Annotated in this window: 18 protein-coding genes; 5 read left to right on the top strand and 13 right to left on the bottom strand. The window is 46.4% G+C overall.

The features are described from left to right. The first annotated feature begins 43 nt into the window (after positions 1 to 43). The gene (locus tag SB24_RS17660; RefSeq protein WP_012117933.1) at positions 44 to 817 is read left to right on the top strand and encodes an alpha/beta fold hydrolase; all 774 of its coding nucleotides are present in this window, start codon (positions 44 to 46) and stop codon (positions 815 to 817) included. Positions 818 to 866: 49 nt separating this feature from the next. On the opposite strand, the gene rpmG is transcribed toward SB24_RS17660, so the two are convergent. Continuing rightward, the gene (rpmG, locus tag SB24_RS17655) at positions 867 to 1,016 is read right to left on the bottom strand and encodes a 50S ribosomal protein L33 (protein ID WP_003153246.1); all 150 of its coding nucleotides are present in this window, start codon (positions 1,014 to 1,016) and stop codon (positions 867 to 869) included. 75 nt (positions 1,017 to 1,091) lie between these two features. Next, positions 1,092 to 2,018 (bottom strand): ribonuclease Z, encoded by a 927-nt coding sequence (rnz, locus tag SB24_RS17650; protein WP_015417779.1) that lies wholly within the window; start codon positions 2,016 to 2,018, stop codon positions 1,092 to 1,094. Between the two features lie 208 nt (positions 2,019 to 2,226). On the opposite strand from rnz, the gene zwf reads away from it, so the two are divergent. Next, positions 2,227 to 3,696, top strand: coding sequence for a glucose-6-phosphate dehydrogenase (gene zwf, locus SB24_RS17645; protein ID WP_012117935.1), 1,470 nt, complete (start codon positions 2,227 to 2,229; stop codon positions 3,694 to 3,696). 89 nt (positions 3,697 to 3,785) lie between these two features. Here the strand turns inward: zwf and gndA are convergent, their stop codons facing one another. Continuing rightward, positions 3,786 to 5,195 (bottom strand): NADP-dependent phosphogluconate dehydrogenase, encoded by a 1,410-nt coding sequence (gene gndA, locus SB24_RS17640; RefSeq protein WP_007408395.1) that lies wholly within the window; start codon positions 5,193 to 5,195, stop codon positions 3,786 to 3,788. A 108-nt stretch (positions 5,196 to 5,303) separates the two neighbouring features. Beyond that, positions 5,304 to 6,548, bottom strand: coding sequence for a DNA polymerase IV (locus tag SB24_RS17635; RefSeq protein ID WP_039254561.1), 1,245 nt, complete (start codon positions 6,546 to 6,548; stop codon positions 5,304 to 5,306). 75 nt (positions 6,549 to 6,623) lie between these two features. Here SB24_RS17635 and SB24_RS17630 point away from each other — a divergent pair, with 75 nt between their 5' ends. Both SB24_RS17630 and SB24_RS17625 read left to right on the top strand, forming a co-directional pair. After that, entirely contained in the window at positions 6,624 to 6,905 is a 282-nt protein-coding gene (locus SB24_RS17630; RefSeq protein WP_039254558.1) for a hypothetical protein, read from the top strand. Positions 6,906 to 6,937: 32 nt separating this feature from the next. Next, the gene (locus tag SB24_RS17625) at positions 6,938 to 7,774 is read left to right on the top strand and encodes a membrane protein insertase YidC (RefSeq protein WP_015417781.1); all 837 of its coding nucleotides are present in this window, start codon (positions 6,938 to 6,940) and stop codon (positions 7,772 to 7,774) included. 113 nt (positions 7,775 to 7,887) lie between these two features. Here the strand turns inward: SB24_RS17625 and SB24_RS17620 are convergent, their stop codons facing one another. The 3 genes from SB24_RS17620 to mce are packed head-to-tail and all read right to left on the bottom strand — an operon-like array spanning position 7,888 to position 10,958. After that, a complete protein-coding gene (locus SB24_RS17620) occupies positions 7,888 to 9,003 on the bottom strand; it encodes a M20/M25/M40 family metallo-hydrolase (protein WP_039254556.1) in 1,116 nt (371 codons plus the stop codon). A gap of 16 nt (positions 9,004 to 9,019) precedes the next feature. Further along, positions 9,020 to 10,543: an acyl-CoA carboxylase subunit beta gene (locus tag SB24_RS17615; RefSeq protein ID WP_039254553.1), complete on the bottom strand. Its 1,524-nt coding sequence runs from the start codon at positions 10,541 to 10,543 to the stop codon at positions 9,020 to 9,022. Next, a complete protein-coding gene (mce, locus tag SB24_RS17610) occupies positions 10,530 to 10,958 on the bottom strand; it encodes a methylmalonyl-CoA epimerase (protein ID WP_039254550.1) in 429 nt (142 codons plus the stop codon). The genes SB24_RS17615 and mce overlap by 14 nt, the downstream gene beginning before the upstream one ends. A gap of 93 nt (positions 10,959 to 11,051) precedes the next feature. Between mce and prli42 the strand changes: the two genes are divergently transcribed. Then, the gene (gene prli42 / locus SB24_RS20055; RefSeq protein WP_007408390.1) at positions 11,052 to 11,147 is read left to right on the top strand and encodes a stressosome-associated protein Prli42; all 96 of its coding nucleotides are present in this window, start codon (positions 11,052 to 11,054) and stop codon (positions 11,145 to 11,147) included. 13 nt (positions 11,148 to 11,160) lie between these two features. On the opposite strand, the gene SB24_RS17605 is transcribed toward prli42, so the two are convergent. The 6 genes from SB24_RS17605 to brxB form a co-directional block, all read right to left on the bottom strand. Then, positions 11,161 to 11,691 (bottom strand): L,D-transpeptidase, encoded by a 531-nt coding sequence (locus SB24_RS17605; protein WP_014418329.1) that lies wholly within the window; start codon positions 11,689 to 11,691, stop codon positions 11,161 to 11,163. Positions 11,692 to 11,761: 70 nt separating this feature from the next. After that, complete coding sequence (locus SB24_RS17600) at positions 11,762 to 12,715, bottom strand: aromatic acid exporter family protein (protein WP_007408388.1); 954 nt, start codon at positions 12,713 to 12,715, stop codon at positions 11,762 to 11,764. Between the two features lie 76 nt (positions 12,716 to 12,791). Then, a complete protein-coding gene (locus SB24_RS17595) occupies positions 12,792 to 13,514 on the bottom strand; it encodes an arginine ABC transporter ATP-binding protein ArtM (protein ID WP_012117941.1) in 723 nt (240 codons plus the stop codon). Next, positions 13,507 to 14,166 (bottom strand): arginine ABC transporter permease ArtQ, encoded by a 660-nt coding sequence (locus SB24_RS17590; RefSeq protein ID WP_003153227.1) that lies wholly within the window; start codon positions 14,164 to 14,166, stop codon positions 13,507 to 13,509. Before SB24_RS17590 ends, SB24_RS17595 begins: the two co-directional genes overlap by 8 nt. A gap of 61 nt (positions 14,167 to 14,227) precedes the next feature. Further along, the gene (locus SB24_RS17585) at positions 14,228 to 14,995 is read right to left on the bottom strand and encodes an arginine ABC transporter substrate-binding protein ArtP (protein WP_015240174.1); all 768 of its coding nucleotides are present in this window, start codon (positions 14,993 to 14,995) and stop codon (positions 14,228 to 14,230) included. Between the two features lie 245 nt (positions 14,996 to 15,240). Next, on the bottom strand, positions 15,241 to 15,678 hold the full coding sequence (brxB, locus tag SB24_RS17580) for a bacilliredoxin BrxB (RefSeq protein ID WP_003153223.1): 438 nt from the start codon (positions 15,676 to 15,678) through the stop codon (positions 15,241 to 15,243). Between the last annotated feature and the right edge of the window lie 126 nt (positions 15,679 to 15,804).

The following is a 15,804-nucleotide window of genomic DNA, read 5'->3' as shown; positions in this document are numbered from 1 at the left end:
TTCTCCGTCTTCCCTATAGAACCAATTAGAGGGGATGACTCCAATGAAAGCAGCATGGATGGAAAGGACATATCTGATTGACGGGTGTCCGTTTTATACGAAACACCGTAAAGGCGCCGGCGAAGTGACGATCGTCTTTGAAGCCGGCTACGGCACTTCTTCTGAAACATGGACATCATTACTCGCTGACATAGATGAAGAATTTGGGGTTTTCACATATGACAGAGCCGGAATCGGCAAAAGCGGACAAAGCCGAAACAAGAGAACGGCGGACCACATGGTACAGGAATTAAACGCTCTTCTTCTGAAGGCCGGCGTCAAGCCTCCTTATCTTGTCGTCTCGCATTCATACGGCGCGATTATCAGCAGACTTTGGGCGAGCCGGAACCGCCGGGATATTCTCGGGATGGTGATGCTTGATCCGGTTTCTGAGGATCAGGAGACGAAAGTGCTTCCGCTTCTTCCCGAAGAAATGAAAGCCGCCTATTTGAAACAGTTCATATTGGAAGGATCACACGCCGAATTTTTGACGAGCCTTCGTCAGATCAAGCATCAGCAGATTCATTTCGGCGATATGCCGCTGTTGATTTTATCATCGGGAGAGCGGGATGAGCGTTTAAAGCACGCTCATGAACAATGGGTGAAACTGCACAGAAGCATGCTTGATGTCTCTTATCAAAGCGGATGGATTCAGGCCAAAAACAGTTCTCATGCCATTCACCACGATGAACCGCACATCGTCCACCTTGCCATTTATGATGTTTGGTGCGCGGTGCGCCAGCAAATGAATGCTCCTGCCTATCAGGCGGTAAACTGATAAAACAAAAGCCATTGTGCAACGGCACAATGGCTTTTGTTATCGTGATCTATTTTGTCTCACGATGCAGCGTATACTTTTTCAACCGGGGTGAATACTTTTTCATTTCTAACCGGTCCGGATTCGTCCGTTTGTTCTTCGTCGTAATATAATTTCTGTCCCCTGTCTCTGTACAGGCCAATGTAACATTCACACGCATCATTTCCACCCCTTTAAATCGTAATTATTGCGTTTTATTATATCTCATCAGAAAAAAATGTCAAGCGTCCATTTTTTAAGACCGCTCCACAGTGACCTCCATGAAGTCAAATGCGATCTTACTGTTTTCAAATACCGCTTTCGCCTCATGTTCGAGACGCTCTATCGGCGATTCACCCTGATACCTTGCGCTGATATGAGTTAAGATCAGCTGTTTGGCGCCTGCTTTTTTTGCCGTTTGCGCAGCCTGTTCTGTCGTCGCATGATAATAATTATGCGCGAGCTTTGCATCTTCCTTTGCAAATGTTGCTTCATGAACAAGCACATCCGCATTGTGCGCCAGCTCCGTTACCCGCTCTGATACCCTCGTATCCCCGGAAAAAGCGACGATTCTTCCTTTTTTCGGGGGTTCCAGAAAATCCCGCCCGTTAATGATTCTGCCATCGTCAAGTGTGACCGTTTCGCCGTTTTTGATTTTCTGATAGACGGGTCCGGGCGGGATATTCATTTCTTTCAATCTGCCGGCCTGCAATGCGCCGGGAATATCCTTTTCCTGAACCCGGTAGCCGAACGCTTCCACGCCGTGAATGACGGATACTGCGGTAACAATGAATTGCTCATCTTCAAAAACCGTCCCCTCTTCGATTTCATGTACGGTAAGAGGATACGTCAGATGAGTCGCCGTCACGTTCAGGCTTGTTTCGATAAAGGCTTTAATGCCTTTTGGCCCGTAAATCGTCAGCTCTTCTTCACCGCCCTGAAATGAACGGCTCCCCAACAGACCCGGAAGCCCGTAAACATGGTCGCCGTGAAGGTGGGTGATGAAAATCTTCTCAATTTTCCTCGGTTTGATTGTTGTATGTAATATCTGATGCTGAGTGGCTTCTCCGCAATCAAACAGCCATACGGAACGCCTTTCTTCAAGAAGCTTCAGCGCGACGGACGTTACGTTTCTCGTCTTTGCCGGCATGCCGGCCCCCGTCCCTAAAAATAATAATTCCACAATGCTTCCTCCTAGATCTTTGTACTACTAAGGATACAGGATCAGGCTGAAAATGTGAATTCACCCGGGCCTTCTCCGGCCTGATTAATTTTTTTCCGCAAACCGCAAAAAACAGGCTGAAATGTTTGCTTTCAACGAATTTTAGATTTAAAATGAAGGAAATATGCGGGGTTTTAAACCATGCTTCAGATAAAGTGAGGTACTCTAAGTGAAAACAAACGACAAACCAAAAGCAGTAATTGTAATATTTGGTGCCACAGGGGATTTGGCAAAACGAAAACTTTACCCATCCATTCACCGTTTATATAAAAATGGTCAAATTGGTGAAGAGTTTGCAGTTGTAGGTGTTGGAAGAAGACCTTGGTCAAACGAGGACCTCCGGGAAACCGTTAAAACGTCTGTTTCTTCTGCCGGGCAAAAAGACATAGACGATTTCACATCTCATTTTTATTACCATCCGTTTGATGTAACGAATCCGGGTTCCTATCAGGAGCTGAATGTCCTGCTTGATCAGCTTGAACATACATATGAAATCCCGAACAACAGAATGTTTTACTTGGCGATGGCTCCTGAGTTTTTCGGCACTATCGCAAAATCACTTAAAAACGAAGGTGTCACAGCGACAAATGGCTGGTCCCGTCTCGTCATTGAAAAACCGTTCGGCCATGACCTGCCGAGTGCGAAAGAGCTTAACAAAGAAATACGCGAAGCTTTCACGGAAGATCAAATTTACCGGATCGACCATTACTTAGGCAAACAAATGGTTCAAAATATCGAAGTCATCCGGTTTGCGAATGCGCTGTTTGAGCCGCTGTGGAATAACCGCTACATCTCAAACATCCAGATTACGTCAAGTGAGGATCTCGGCGTTGAGGATCGTGCGAGATATTACGAGAAATCAGGCGCACTCCGTGACATGGTTCAAAACCATATTTTACAAATGGTCGCTCTCTTGGCGATGGAACCGCCGATTAAACTGAACACGGAAGAAATCCGCAGCGAAAAAGTGAAGGTGCTGAGAGCTCTCCGCCCTGTCGCTCCAAACGAAGTGAGTGACTTCTTCGTCCGCGGACAATACCAAGCGGGAACGATTGACGGAAACGCTGTACCGAGCTATACAGATGAACAAAATGTAGCACCGGATTCCAATACGGAAACATTCGTGTCCGGAAAGCTGTTAATCGATAACTTCCGCTGGGCCGGCGTTCCGTTTTATATCCGCACAGGGAAACGGATGAAAGAAAAATCAACGAAAATCGTCGTTCAATTTAAAGACATTCCGATGAACCTTTATTACGGCAATGAAACGAATGTAAATCCGAACCTGCTTGTCATCCATATTCAGCCGGACGAAGGCATCACACTATATCTGAACGCTAAAAAATTAGGCGGAGCCGCTCATGCTCAGCCGATTAAGCTGGATTACTGCAGCAACTGCAGTGACGAAATGAACACACCGGAAGCCTATGAAAAATTAATCCATGACTGTCTGCTCGGTGATGCGACAAACTTTGCCCATTGGGACGAAGTGGCGCTTTCATGGAATTTCGTCGATGCGATTTCCGAAACGTGGGCAGCCGACAAAACCCTTTCTCCGAATTATGAAGCCGGGTCAATGGGACCGAAAGCTTCGGACGATCTTCTTGAAAAAGACGGTCTCCACTGGTGGAATATATAAGAAAACATCAAAAACCGCGGCGCCGTTCATGACGGCCCGCGGTTTTTAATATCAGAAAAGCCCCCTCAATAACTGTGGGGGCTTCTTCATTACTTCATCCATTCAGTATGGAAAATGCCTTCTTTATCTGTGCGTTCATACGTATGCGCGCCGAAGTAATCACGCTGCGCTTGAATCAAGTTTGCAGGAAGCACTGCCGTACGGTAGCTGTCGTAATACGCAAGTGCGCTTGAGAACGAAGGTACCGGCACGCCTTGGGCTACGGCAAGTGAAATCACTTGGCGAAGGGCGCCTTGGTAGCTTTCTGCAATGTTTTTGAAATAGCTGTCTAACAGCAGGTTGTCAAGCTCCGGTTCACGGTCATATGCGTCTTTGATCTTTTGCAGGAACGCCGCGCGGATGATACAGCCGCCGCGGAAGATCATCGCGATTTCACCGTATTTCAGATCCCAGTTATACTCTTCAGACGCGGCTTTCATTTGGGCGAAGCCTTGTGCGTAAGAACAGATTTTACTCATGAAGAGCGCTTTTCTGACCGCTTCAATCAGCTCTTCTTTATTTTCAGTGACCGGCTTAACGTCTGGTCCGGACAGAAGGCTGCTTGCTTTCACACGCTCTTCTTTCATTGCGGAAATGAAACGCGCAAAAACAGATTCAGTGATAATCGGAAGCGGCACGCCTAAGTCAAGAGCGCTTTGGCTTGTCCATTTACCCGTTCCTTTTTGGCCTGCTTTATCAAGGATCACGTCAACTAGCGGTTTGCCCGTTTCTTCATCTTTTTTAGTGAAAATGTCAGCCGTGATTTCGATCAGATAGCTGTCAAGCTCTCCTTTGTTCCACTCAGCGAATACTTCGTGAAGCTCTTCGGCAGACAATCCGAGCACCTGTTTCAAAATGAAATATGACTCAGAGATCAGCTGCATGTCACCGTATTCGATACCGTTGTGCACCATTTTTACATAGTGCCCCGCTCCGTCCGGGCCGATGTATGTCGTACAAGCTTCTCCGTCCACTTTAGCAGAAATGGCTTCTAAAATCGGTTTTACGAGTTCGTGCGCTTCCTTTTGGCCGCCCGGCATAATAGAAGGCCCTTTCAGCGCTCCCTCTTCACCGCCTGATACACCCGTTCCGATAAAGTGAATGCCGCTTTCGGCAAGCTCTTTGTTCCGGCGCTGTGTATCTTTATAGTATGTATTTCCGCCGTCAATCAAAATATCGTCTTTTTCCAGATGAGGAAGAAGAGATTGAATCGTCGCATCCGTTGCAGTTCCCGCTTTAACCATTAATAAAATTTTACGGGGTGTTTCAAGAGACTGGACAAACTCCTCAATGCTGTATGTACCAACAACATTTTTGCCTTTTGCCTCTTCTAAAAACTCTTCCGTTTTGCTGCTTGATCTGTTGTATACAGACACAGAAAATCCCCGGCTTTCGATGTTAAGAGCCAGATTTTTACCCATTACCGCAAGACCGATAACTCCGATTTGTTGTTTTGACATATTCTAACGTCCCTTCTTCAAACGTTTAACCATTTTAAAATTTAAATTAAAATAAAATGATATTTATACTAAAGAAATTATCATACATGACCCCTTTTTTCAAGTTATTCACCTTTTCTTTTCATCCTGAAAAAAGTCTCTGTTAAAGCTCGTTCCCCTTGTTTTGCTTTCTTCTTTTTTTATAACGGCGCCTTTTCTGATCAGGTTTTGGCCGTACTTTTCATTCAGCTCGTTCATCATCTGAAAAATCGGCTCATCCTTTGCGTCCTCCTTGAATGAAAACAGATCAAGCTGTTTATACGCCTGCTGTTTTTCAACCAGTTCCGTTCCGGTGATGCCGAGAAGCCTTACCGGATTTTGGTTCCAGTGCTTGTCAAACAGTTCCATCGCCGCTTCCATGATGTCTTTTTTCTGATCAGCCGGATTGCTGAGGGTCATACTTCTTGTGACCGTTTTCCAATCCGCATACCGAATCATGATGAACAGCCGGCAGGCCATGACCTCCTTACGCTGGAGCCGTTCGCTCACAGACAGCGCGAGCCGGTCAAACACGCCCGTTAATTCATCCCAGTCAGCCGAATCATGCGACAGGGTGGATGAGTTGCCGACGCTTTTAAATTCATATATCCGCTCGGGATTGACTTCTGCAGGATGGATGCCGTTCGCTTTATCCTTCAGCCTCGGGCCGTTTATGCCGAGAAGCGTTTTCAGCGCATGTTCATCTCCTTTTGCCAAATCACCGATCGTTTTGATGCCGAGCGTTTTTATTTTTTCCGCAGTTTTCGTTCCTATACCGTGCATCTCTTCAATCGGAAGAGGCCATAATACGTCCGGCAGCTCTCTTTTTCTTAAAATGGTGATGCCGAGCGGTTTTTTCATGTCAGAAGCCATTTTAGCGAGAAATTTATTCGGGGCGATGCCGATGCTTGACGGAAGCAAAAGCTCTTTTTGCAGTCTCGCCTGAATGTCTGCGGCTGTCTCATACGCCCTGTGGCTGTGCGGTGTGTCCGTAATATCCATGTATCCTTCATCAATAGAAACAGGCTCGACTAAATCCGTATACTCCCTCAGAATGCTGAACATTTCTTTTGACGAACTCCGATAGCGGTCAAAATTCGGAGGCACGACGATGAGTTCCGGACAGAGGCGTTTTGCCCGCCACACCGGCATGGTGGTCTTTACGCCCCGCGCTCTCGCTTCATAGCTGCAGGTGACGATGATTCCTTTCCGTTCCTTCACGTTTCCGGCAACGGCGATAGGTTTTCCTCTTAAAGACGGATCATACGCCATTTCTACGGAGGCATAAAAACTGTTCATATCGATATGAAATATAATTCTCCCTTTTCCGGCCACTCCCGGCGCCTCCTTTCCTTTCATAGACAACCTTATATATATGTAGTAAAATAAGAGCTGAATGGATGTGATAAAATGATTCTTGAGTCAATGAATGACTTTTTATTTTTAGTCGATTTTTTCACAATTATTCTTCCCGCTCTGACCGCGATCGGCATCGCTTTTCTTTTGCGTGAGCGCCGCGCAGGCGAGCATTGGAGAACGAAACGAATAGATGAACATCAAGCAGTCGTTCAGCTGAACCGAACAGACTTTCTTATTATTATATATCATCGCATTACAACTTGGATACGTAAAGTCATCCGCATGAATTCACCGGCGAATGATGATGAAGATGTCAGATTCCTCCTTTTATAACGGCAAGTGAAGATAAAAAGGAGGAGACATAATTGTCTAAAACATATCAAAAATGGATTGCATTCGGATTGTTTTTTATCGTACTGTGCACAGGCCGCTCGGCTTTTGCGGCGACATCTCAGACTCAGACGGGAGGCCTCGGGAATATCGGGTTTTTCCACGATTACCTGATCGAGCCGTTTTCGGCACTTTTAAAAGGTGTGGCGGGCCTGTTCCACGGTGAGTACGGATTGTCGATTATTCTGGTGACGATTATCGTCCGGATCGTTGTTTTGCCTTTGTTTGTGAACCAATTTAAGAAACAGCGGGTGTTCCAGGAAAAAATGGCTGTGATCAAACCCCAGGTCGACAGCATTCAGGCTAAAATGAAACAAACGAAAGATGCGGAAAAACAAAAAGAACTGCAAATGGAAATGATGAAGCTTTACCGTGAGCACAATCTGAATCCGATGGCAATGGGATGTCTTCCGATGCTGGTGCAATTCCCGATTTTGATCGGTTTTTATTACGCCATCCGCTCAACGCCGGAAATCGCTTCACACTCATTTCTGTGGTTCAGCTTAGGGCATTCTGATATTCTTGTATCACTGTGCGCGGGGGCCATGTATTTCTTACAGGCTTATATTTCCCAAAAATTAAACGAGAAATATTCACCGGCCGCTCAAAATCCGGCTACGATGCAGTCAGCAAAAATCATGGTCTTTATTTTCCCGGTCATGATGACCGTTTTTTCACTTAACGTACCGGCTGCGCTGCCGCTTTACTGGTTTACAAGCGGACTGTTTTTGACAGTGCAGAATGTACTTTTACAGCAGACGCATCATAAAAAGAAACAAGCTGCGGCTCAGGCGGAGCCCGCCAAATCATAATACTGAAACCCTGCCGGAACCTATCCGGCAGGGTTTTTTCTTGTATCTGTAAGGCTTTAAGCCAATTATCATGAAGAATGAAAAAAGCACCCAATCAACTGGGTGCTTCGTTTTTAATTGGCCGCTGTTTCGATAATGGCAACGACCATTTCCGCCGTTTTGACGAGCTCTTCAATCGGCATTTTTTCATTTTTCGTATGGATTTGTTCATAGCCTACTGACAGGTTGACTGTCGGAATACCGTGGCCGGCAATGACGTTTGCGTCACTTCCGCCGCCGCTTGTCTGAAGTTCGCTCGGCCGGCCGATTTTTGCCGCCGCTTTTTTCGCGACTTCCACAACCTGATCGCCGTCCTGATATTTGAAACCCGGATACATGACCGCGATGTCCACTTCCGCGCGGCCTCCCATCTCAGCTGCAGCAGATTCGAAAGCTTCTTTCATTTTCTGCACTTGCGCTTCCATTTTTTCAGGCACTAATGAACGCGCTTCAGCCAGAATATCAACCTGGTCGCAGACGATATTGGTTTGCGTGCCGCCTTCGAAACGTCCGATATTAGCCGTTGTTTCTTTATCAATACGGCCGAGCGGCATTTTAGAGATTGCTTTTGATGCGATTGTAATCGCGGAGATGCCTTTTTCCGGTTCTACCCCTGCATGAGCCGTTTTCCCGAAAATGGTTGCTCTCACTTTCGCTTGTGTCGGTGCGGCTACAATAATGTTGCCGACTTTTCCGTCTGAATCAAGCGCAAAACCGTATTTCGCGGTAATGTCTGAACGATCCATTGCTTTTGCCCCGACTAATCCCGATTCTTCTCCGGCCGTGATAATGAATTCAATGGTGCCGTGCTCGATGTTTTGTTCTTTCAGCACTTTAATGGCTTCAAACATTGCGGCAAGACCCGTCTTATCATCAGCGCCTAGAATCGTCGTGCCGTCGGATTTTACATAGCCGTCTTCCACAATCGGCTTAACGCCTTTGCCCGGGACAACCGTGTCCATATGCGATGTAAAATAAATCGTATCCGCATCTTTTGTGCCCTTTAACGTACAGATTAAGTTGCCGGCTCCATGCCCGGTCACTTCTTTTGTACCATCTTCTTTTACGCTCAATCCTAAATCAGTGAATTTTTGTTTGAGCACTTTGCTGATTTCCGCTTCATGTTTTGTCTCTGAATCAATTTGAACGAGTTCAAGAAATTCTTCAAGCAGACGTTTTTCGTTTACCATTTTCAGTTCCCTCCGTTTAAAGCGGTATATTACCGTGCTTTTTTTTCGGTCTTTCCTCTTCCTTATGCGCAAGCATGTCAAATGCCTGAATCAATTTTTTCCTCGAGTCTTCCGGCCGGATGATATCATCCACCATTCCGCAGGCCGCCGCTTTATACGGACCGGCGTTTTCCTTTTCGTATATGGCTTTTTTTTCGCGCTTCGTTTTCTCCGGGTCGTCAGAAGCCTGTATGTCTCTGCTGTATAAAATCGACGCCGCGCCTTCCGCTCCCATCACGGCGATTTCCGCATTGGGCCAGGCGAATACAAGATCTGCCCCGAGCCCTTTCGAATTCATGGCCACATAGGCGCCTCCGTAAGCTTTTCTGATGATGAGCGTCACTTTCGGCACCGTCGCTTCGGCAAAAGCATACAGCAATTTTGCTCCGTGACGGATGATTCCCGCATGTTCCTGCTGAAGGCCCGGAAGAAATCCAGGAACATCAGCGATCGTCAATAGCGGAATATGAAACGCGTCGCAAAAACGGATGAATCTCGACGCTTTGTCAGCGGCATCAATCGTGAGGCTCCCCGCCAAGTGTTTCGGCTGGTTTGCGACAACACCGACTGTACGCCGTCCGAGTTTCAGAAAACCGACAGCAATGTTTTTGGAAAAATACGGATGAATGTCAAAAAACGTTCCGTCATCCGCCAGCTCTTTTATTACCTGTAACACATCGTAAGGTTTCGAACTGTCCGCGGGAACGAGGGTGTTTAATAACGGTCTGGCGTCTTCCTTTTTAACGGGTGATGCCGTCTGTCCGCCGTGCGGGAGATAAGAAAGCAGGGTTTTCACAGCGGAAAGAGCCTCTTTTTCCGTTCGTGCGGAATAGTGGGCATTTCCGCTTATCACATTATGTATTCCCGCACCGCCTAAACTTTCCGCGTCAATCTGTTCACCCGTCACCTGTTCAATGACTTTCGGGCCTGTAATAAACATGTGCGACGTATGCTCCGCCATAATCACAAAATCCGTCAATGCGGGTGAATAAACAGCACCGCCGGCACACGGCCCAAGGATGACAGAGATTTGCGGAATCACTCCCGAGTAAAGGACGTTGCGCCTAAAGATATGACCGTATCCATTTAATGATACCACACCCTCTTGAATTCTCGCACCACCTGAGTCGTTCAGCCCGATGATCGGAGTTTTATTTTTCGCCGCCAGATCCATTACCGCCGCGATTTTTTCCGCATGTGTCTCGCCGAGCGTCCCGCCGAGTACGGTAAAGTCATGGGCAAACAAATACACGGGCCGTCCGTCAATTGTGCCGTATCCGGTAACAACGCCGTCTCCCGGAGCATTTCGGGACCCGGGCATGCGGCTTTTGGCAAACGGCTGCAGCTCTGAAAAACTGTCTTCGTCCAATAAATAGTCAATTCTTTCTCTTGCCGTCAGCTTGCCTTTTTTGTGCTGTTTTTCATTTTTTTCCGCTCCGCCGCCGTTTGTTAAAAAGGAACGTCTTTCATTTAAGTGTCTGATATGATCACTCATGCTCATCTTCAGTTTCTCCTTTTTCAATTGTTTCACAAAGCTCAATCAGGACCCCATTCGCCTCTTTTGGAGAGAGAAATGCGATCTTCTTCCCGCCCGCTCCGTATTGCGGTTCATGATGGATCAAAGTCATGCGGCATGCTTCAAGCTCCTTGATCGTTTCCTTCATATCGGCGCAGCGGAATGCCAAATGATGCAGTCCTTCGCCTCTTTTCTGTAAAAAAGAGCTGACGGGAGACGCGTCCGACAGCGGCTCAATCAGCTCAAGCTTTGTGCCTCCCGCCTCTAAAAAAGCAACTCTCACATTTTGGCCGCTTACCAGCTCGTCTCCCATATACGTAAGCCCGAGCATCCGTTCGTAAAATCCTCTCGCAGCTTCAATAGAGCTGACGGCAATGCCGACATGATCAAGTTTTTTCATAGCGCGGCCACCTGCTTTCCGCCATAGGATATGGCTTGTTCATACAAGCAAAACACGTTAAAATGATAGACAGTAATCTTAAGGAGTGAAACAATGTCTCAAAAATTTATGAAAAGCGCCGTTATCGTCATTTTGGGCGTATTTATACTTTCAACCCTCCTCTCAGGCATTATGATGTATTTGCGGTAAAAAAGCAGGCGCCTCATTGCAAGGGGGTTTCCTGCTTTTTTATGAGGGCTTTCCGCTCTATTGCAATGTCCTCGAATGAGCGGTTTTCTTTTGTAATCAATACTTTCGTTCCGGGAGGGATAATCCGGAAAATACGGATGACATCCCGGTTTTTCATACGGATGCAGCCGTTTGATACAAACCCCCCGATCAGCTCTTCTCTGTTTGTTCCGTGAATGCCGTATATCCTGCCGTCGGTTCCTTTCGCGTCAAAACCGATCCAGCGGACGCCGAGCGGGTTTTCCGGCGCGCCTCCCTTTACATTTTTCTTCCGGTAATACGGATTGACGGCTTTGACCGTTACCGTAAATTCTCCTTCAGGCGTCAAATCATCCGTTTTTCCCGTCGCCACCTGATAAATGCCTTCTATTCGGTTATCCTTCACAACAGCAAGCGCATTTGTGGCTTTATTGACGATAATATAAGGGTCACCCGGCAAAGGGTTCGCGCCAAGCGGCCAAAGCGGAGACAGCAGCAGGGCGGCTGACAATAAAAAAAATCGCATGGGCTCCTCTCCTTTTTTTCATTAGAATGACCAATGAAAGGAGGACTCATGCGATTGATCCATATGTTTTTTACAGCTTGATGCCTTTGAAATAACTTTTAATCACGAGATATTGTTCCATCTCACCGAGGAGGTGGAACAAAGCCGCCCGCGCTTCAAACTCCTCGCGCGTTGCCGGGAGCGGCATTTCTTCAAATTCCGTTCTCATTTCTGCAAGTCTTTTTAAAAATTTATGAGCGGTATTGCCGGGGTGAATGGCTTCCCTTAATTCATGGATGAAATGGGCGATTATTTTGCCCTGCTCCACCGTTATTGAAATAGAGGTAATCTTCGGCAGCAGCCGTTCAATGATTTCAAATTGTTTCTGTCTCATCTTAAAATAATGATAGTAAAGATTTTCATGGCGCAAAATATGATTCTGCACGTCCCGATAGGCGAGGTTTTTCGCCTCTTGAATCATCTGATGCGTCTCCGGTATTTCCTTCCCCGACCAATCTTGCTCACCAGTTAACAAATACCGTTCGATTTCGGCGAAGATGACGGAAAAGTTGTCCTCAATTTTTTTCCGGTACGCCGCGAGTTTTCTGTCGAGGCTCGGCATATACAGATTCATTAACAGCGCGACGCCGATACCTACGGTGATCAGCTGGAACTCATTCCAGATAAACGCCATCGTAATGCCGCCGGACATATATAAATGAAGAATGATTACTGAGCTGGTGACGATCCCTTCGTTTATTTTTAAAACGACTGTAGTCGGAATGAACAGCACCAGCAATATTCCGATCGCAAACGGATAATAGCCGATCAGCCCGAAAAAGACATATGAGAAGACGATCGCCAATAAACAGGCGGCAAATCGGGCCCACGAGGCCTGAAGCGACCGCTTTTGCGTAATCTGGATGCACAATATGGTGATGATTCCTGCGGATGCGAAGTTTTGCAGATGCAACAGCTGGGCTAAATAAATGGCCAGCGCCGTTCCAAGTGCGGTCTTTAGTGTGCGGTAACCGATTTTAAACATTGCTTGCTCCATTCTGTTTGTTTCTTTCTCAAAAAAAAGAAGAAGAGCATTCTTCTTCTTTTCTTCCAGTTATATTTTATAATATTTTTTCTAAAAAGTCCTGTGCTCTTTTTGACTTCGGAGAAAGAAAAAATTCTTCCGGCTGCCCGTCTTCCACGATCGTCCCTTCATCCATGAATAATACGCGGTCTGCCACTTCTTTGGCAAATCCCATTTCGTGCGTTACGATCACCATCGTCATGCCCGTCTGCGCGAGCTCTTTCATCACCTCAAGAACTTCTTTTACCATTTCCGGGTCAAGAGCCGAGGTCGGTTCATCAAACAGCATGATGTCAGGATTCATGGCAAGCGCCCGCGCGATGGCGACCCGCTGCTTCTGTCCGCCTGACAAACGGTTCGGATAGTCGTTCCGTTTGTCAAGCAGTCCGACTTTTTCAAGGAGGGCGCACGCCTTTTCCTCCGCCTCGTTTTTAGACTCTTTCTTCACGCTGACCGGCGCGTATGTGATATTTTCAAGCACCGTTTTATGAGGAAACAAATGAAAATGCTGAAATACCATGCCGATATTTTCCCGCACTTTCAGTTTATTCGTTTTAGCTGCGGTAATTTCATTTTCTTTAATGGCAATCGTTCCGCCGCTCGGGGTTTCCAGCAGATTTAAGCAGCGCAGAAACGTTGATTTGCCGGAACCGGAAGGGCCGATGACAGCGACGACTTCCCCTTCTTCGATCTGTGTTGAAATGTTTTTCAGTACTTCATGTTTCCCGAATGATTTTGACAGGTTGTCGACCTTAATCATTGGCTTTCAGCTTCCTTTCTACGCCTTTTCCGATGAATGCTAAGATCAAAACGAGCACGTAATAGATTAAGCCCGCCACAATAAGAGGTTCTAAATAGTTGTATGTTGCGGCGCCGGACTGGTAGGCCCGTCTCATAATGTCGCCAAGACCGATAACTGTGACGATCGCCGATTCTTTCGTTAAGGTGATTAATTCGTTAATAATAGCCGGAGAAATGTTTTTAAACGCCTGCGGCAGCAGCAGATCTTTCATCATTTTTCCGTACGGCACGCCGAGAGCGACGGCAGCCTCTTTTTGTCCTTTGTCAATTGCGTTGATTCCCGCTCTGATAATTTCAGAGACGTAAGCGGCTGAATTGAGCGATAATGCGGTGACCGCCGCCCAAAATTGATCGATCTGAAAGCCGAGGAGCTGCGGCATACCGAAATAAATGATCATCAGCTGCAGCACGAGCGGCGTGCCGCGGAATATCGAAGTATAAAAATCCGCAATCCATTTCAGCGGACTGATCGTGCTGATTTTAAATAAGCTGAGCACGATGCCTAATACAAGACCGATGACCGCCGAAACGAGCACAATTTTCAATGTGACCGCAAGGCCTTCCAATATAAAAGGAATTTGGGGGATTGTTGCTGAGAAATCCAAATTCATACGTGTGATCTCCTTTGTCTTTATTCAAGATAAAAAGCTCAACGAAAAGTTGAGCTTTCTTTTATTTCTCGTTGGTGAACCATTTTTTCTTCAGTTTTTCGATTTCTCCGTTTTTCTCCATTTCTTTCAGCGCTTTGTTGAACTTCGCTGTCAGATCACTGTCTTTGCGGAACGCAATCGCGGAGCCCGATTCGTCTGATTTCGCATCTGCTGACGCAAAGCCCTGCAGATCTTGATTTGAACTGAAATAGCCTTGTGCTACGATGTCTTCGATAATCGCGGCATCAAAACGCCCGGATTTGATCTCTTCGGTTAAGTCTGAGATCCGGTTGCGGTCTTCGAGCTGAAAACCGTATTTCGAAGCGAGTTTCTTGCCTTTTTCCTCTTGAATAGAGCCGAGCTGAACACCGACGGTTTTGCCTTTCAGATCATTCAGGGATTTAATGCTGCTTCCCTTTTTCGTAACGATCATATTGTTAGCAGTATAATAAATATCAGAAAAATCAACTTGCTTTTTCCGTTCCGGCGTAGGTGTCATTCCAGATAAAATCATATCTACCTGCTTGGACTTCAAGGCTGTAATCAGGCTGTTGAAGTCCATGTCCTGCACCTCAACGTCATAGCCAGTCTTTTTGCCTAGAGCTTTTGCCAGATCAACGTCAAACCCGGTGATCTGATCGCCGTCTTTATATTCAAATGGTTTATAGTCAGCCGATGTACCCATAATCAGCTTGTTCTTTCCGCCCTCTGAGCCTGAATTGCCTGATCCGCAGGCGGACAGCGCAAAGGTGATACATGCGGCAGCTAATACCAACAGCCATTTCTTCATGATTCATTTCCCCCATATCTACTGATCTCTTAAATTTGAATATTTATTCGTTAACTTGTATTTTAAACACTTTTTACTTGTGATGCAATACTATTTTCGAAAAATATATTTTCCTTTCTGTGTTTATTATAGTCATTGTTTTTCAGATTAGTGACAGCTGAACGCCGATGTATATATATTTATATTTATACAGATTCCATATAAAAAAACCCCGCAAGCGCTTGGCTCCGGGGTTTTTCTTTCACTTATACTTCTTCACAATATTCTTCAAATGCTTCCTGCAGTTTTGTGACGACGGCCATCGGCTCATGGCCTTCAATTTCATGGCGTTCCACCATTTTCATGATTTTCCCGTCTTTTAAAATGGCAAATGACGGAGAGGACGGCGGGTAGCCTTCAAAGTATTCTCTCGCTTTGGCTGTCGCTTCTTTATCCTGTCCGGCAAATACCGTCACAAGCTGATCCGGGCGTTTATCGTAATGTACGGAATGGTACGCGGCAGGCCGTGCAATACCGCCTGCGCATCCGCACACAGAGTTGACCATGACGAGTGTCGTTCCTTTTTTCGAAAGCGCTTCGTCCACTTCCTCAGCGGTTTTCAGCTCTGTATACCCGGCGGCCGTGATTTCCTGGCGGGCTTGACGCACGACATCATTCATAAATAAATTAAAATCCATATTCAACTGGGACCTCTCCTTTTTGATCATCTCTTCTTATGATAGCAAGGAACCTCCCTATCGGCAAATGACACCGCTCATATCCAATTGTTTTTTGTCCCTTTTATGCTCCCGATGTAAGTTTATGACCCT

This window comes from Bacillus sp. Pc3, from assembly GCF_000815145.1.
Lineage (GTDB): Bacteria > Bacillota > Bacilli > Bacillales > Bacillaceae > Bacillus > Bacillus velezensis.
Note: the sequence above shows the minus strand (reverse complement) of the source record. Positions and strands in the feature narration are given on the sequence as shown.

What these genes read in the sequence shown, in the direction of transcription:
- SB24_RS17630 (WP_039254558.1), top strand. Translation starts at nt 6,624, where the DNA reads ATGATTCTTGAGTCAATGAATGACTTTTTATTTTTAGTCGATTTTTTC.
- SB24_RS17585 (WP_015240174.1), bottom strand. Translation starts at nt 14,995, where the DNA reads ATGAAGAAATGGCTGTTGGTATTAGCTGCCGCATGTATCACCTTTGCG.
- SB24_RS17590 (WP_003153227.1), bottom strand. Translation starts at nt 14,166, where the DNA reads ATGAATTTGGATTTCTCAGCAACAATCCCCCAAATTCCTTTTATATTG.
- gndA (WP_007408395.1), bottom strand. Translation starts at nt 5,195, where the DNA reads ATGTCAAAACAACAAATCGGAGTTATCGGTCTTGCGGTAATGGGTAAA.
- SB24_RS17660 (WP_012117933.1), top strand. Translation starts at nt 44, where the DNA reads ATGAAAGCAGCATGGATGGAAAGGACATATCTGATTGACGGGTGTCCG.
- prli42 (WP_007408390.1), top strand. Translation starts at nt 11,052, where the DNA reads ATGTCTCAAAAATTTATGAAAAGCGCCGTTATCGTCATTTTGGGCGTA.
- SB24_RS17600 (WP_007408388.1), bottom strand. Translation starts at nt 12,715, where the DNA reads ATGTTTAAAATCGGTTACCGCACACTAAAGACCGCACTTGGAACGGCG.
- SB24_RS17605 (WP_014418329.1), bottom strand. Translation starts at nt 11,691, where the DNA reads ATGCGATTTTTTTTATTGTCAGCCGCCCTGCTGCTGTCTCCGCTTTGG.
- SB24_RS17615 (WP_039254553.1), bottom strand. Translation starts at nt 10,543, where the DNA reads ATGAGCATGAGTGATCATATCAGACACTTAAATGAAAGACGTTCCTTT.
- rpmG (WP_003153246.1), bottom strand. Translation starts at nt 1,016, where the DNA reads ATGCGTGTGAATGTTACATTGGCCTGTACAGAGACAGGGGACAGAAAT.
- SB24_RS17595 (WP_012117941.1), bottom strand. Translation starts at nt 13,514, where the DNA reads ATGATTAAGGTCGACAACCTGTCAAAATCATTCGGGAAACATGAAGTA.
- mce (WP_039254550.1), bottom strand. Translation starts at nt 10,958, where the DNA reads ATGAAAAAACTTGATCATGTCGGCATTGCCGTCAGCTCTATTGAAGCT.
- SB24_RS17620 (WP_039254556.1), bottom strand. Translation starts at nt 9,003, where the DNA reads ATGGTAAACGAAAAACGTCTGCTTGAAGAATTTCTTGAACTCGTTCAA.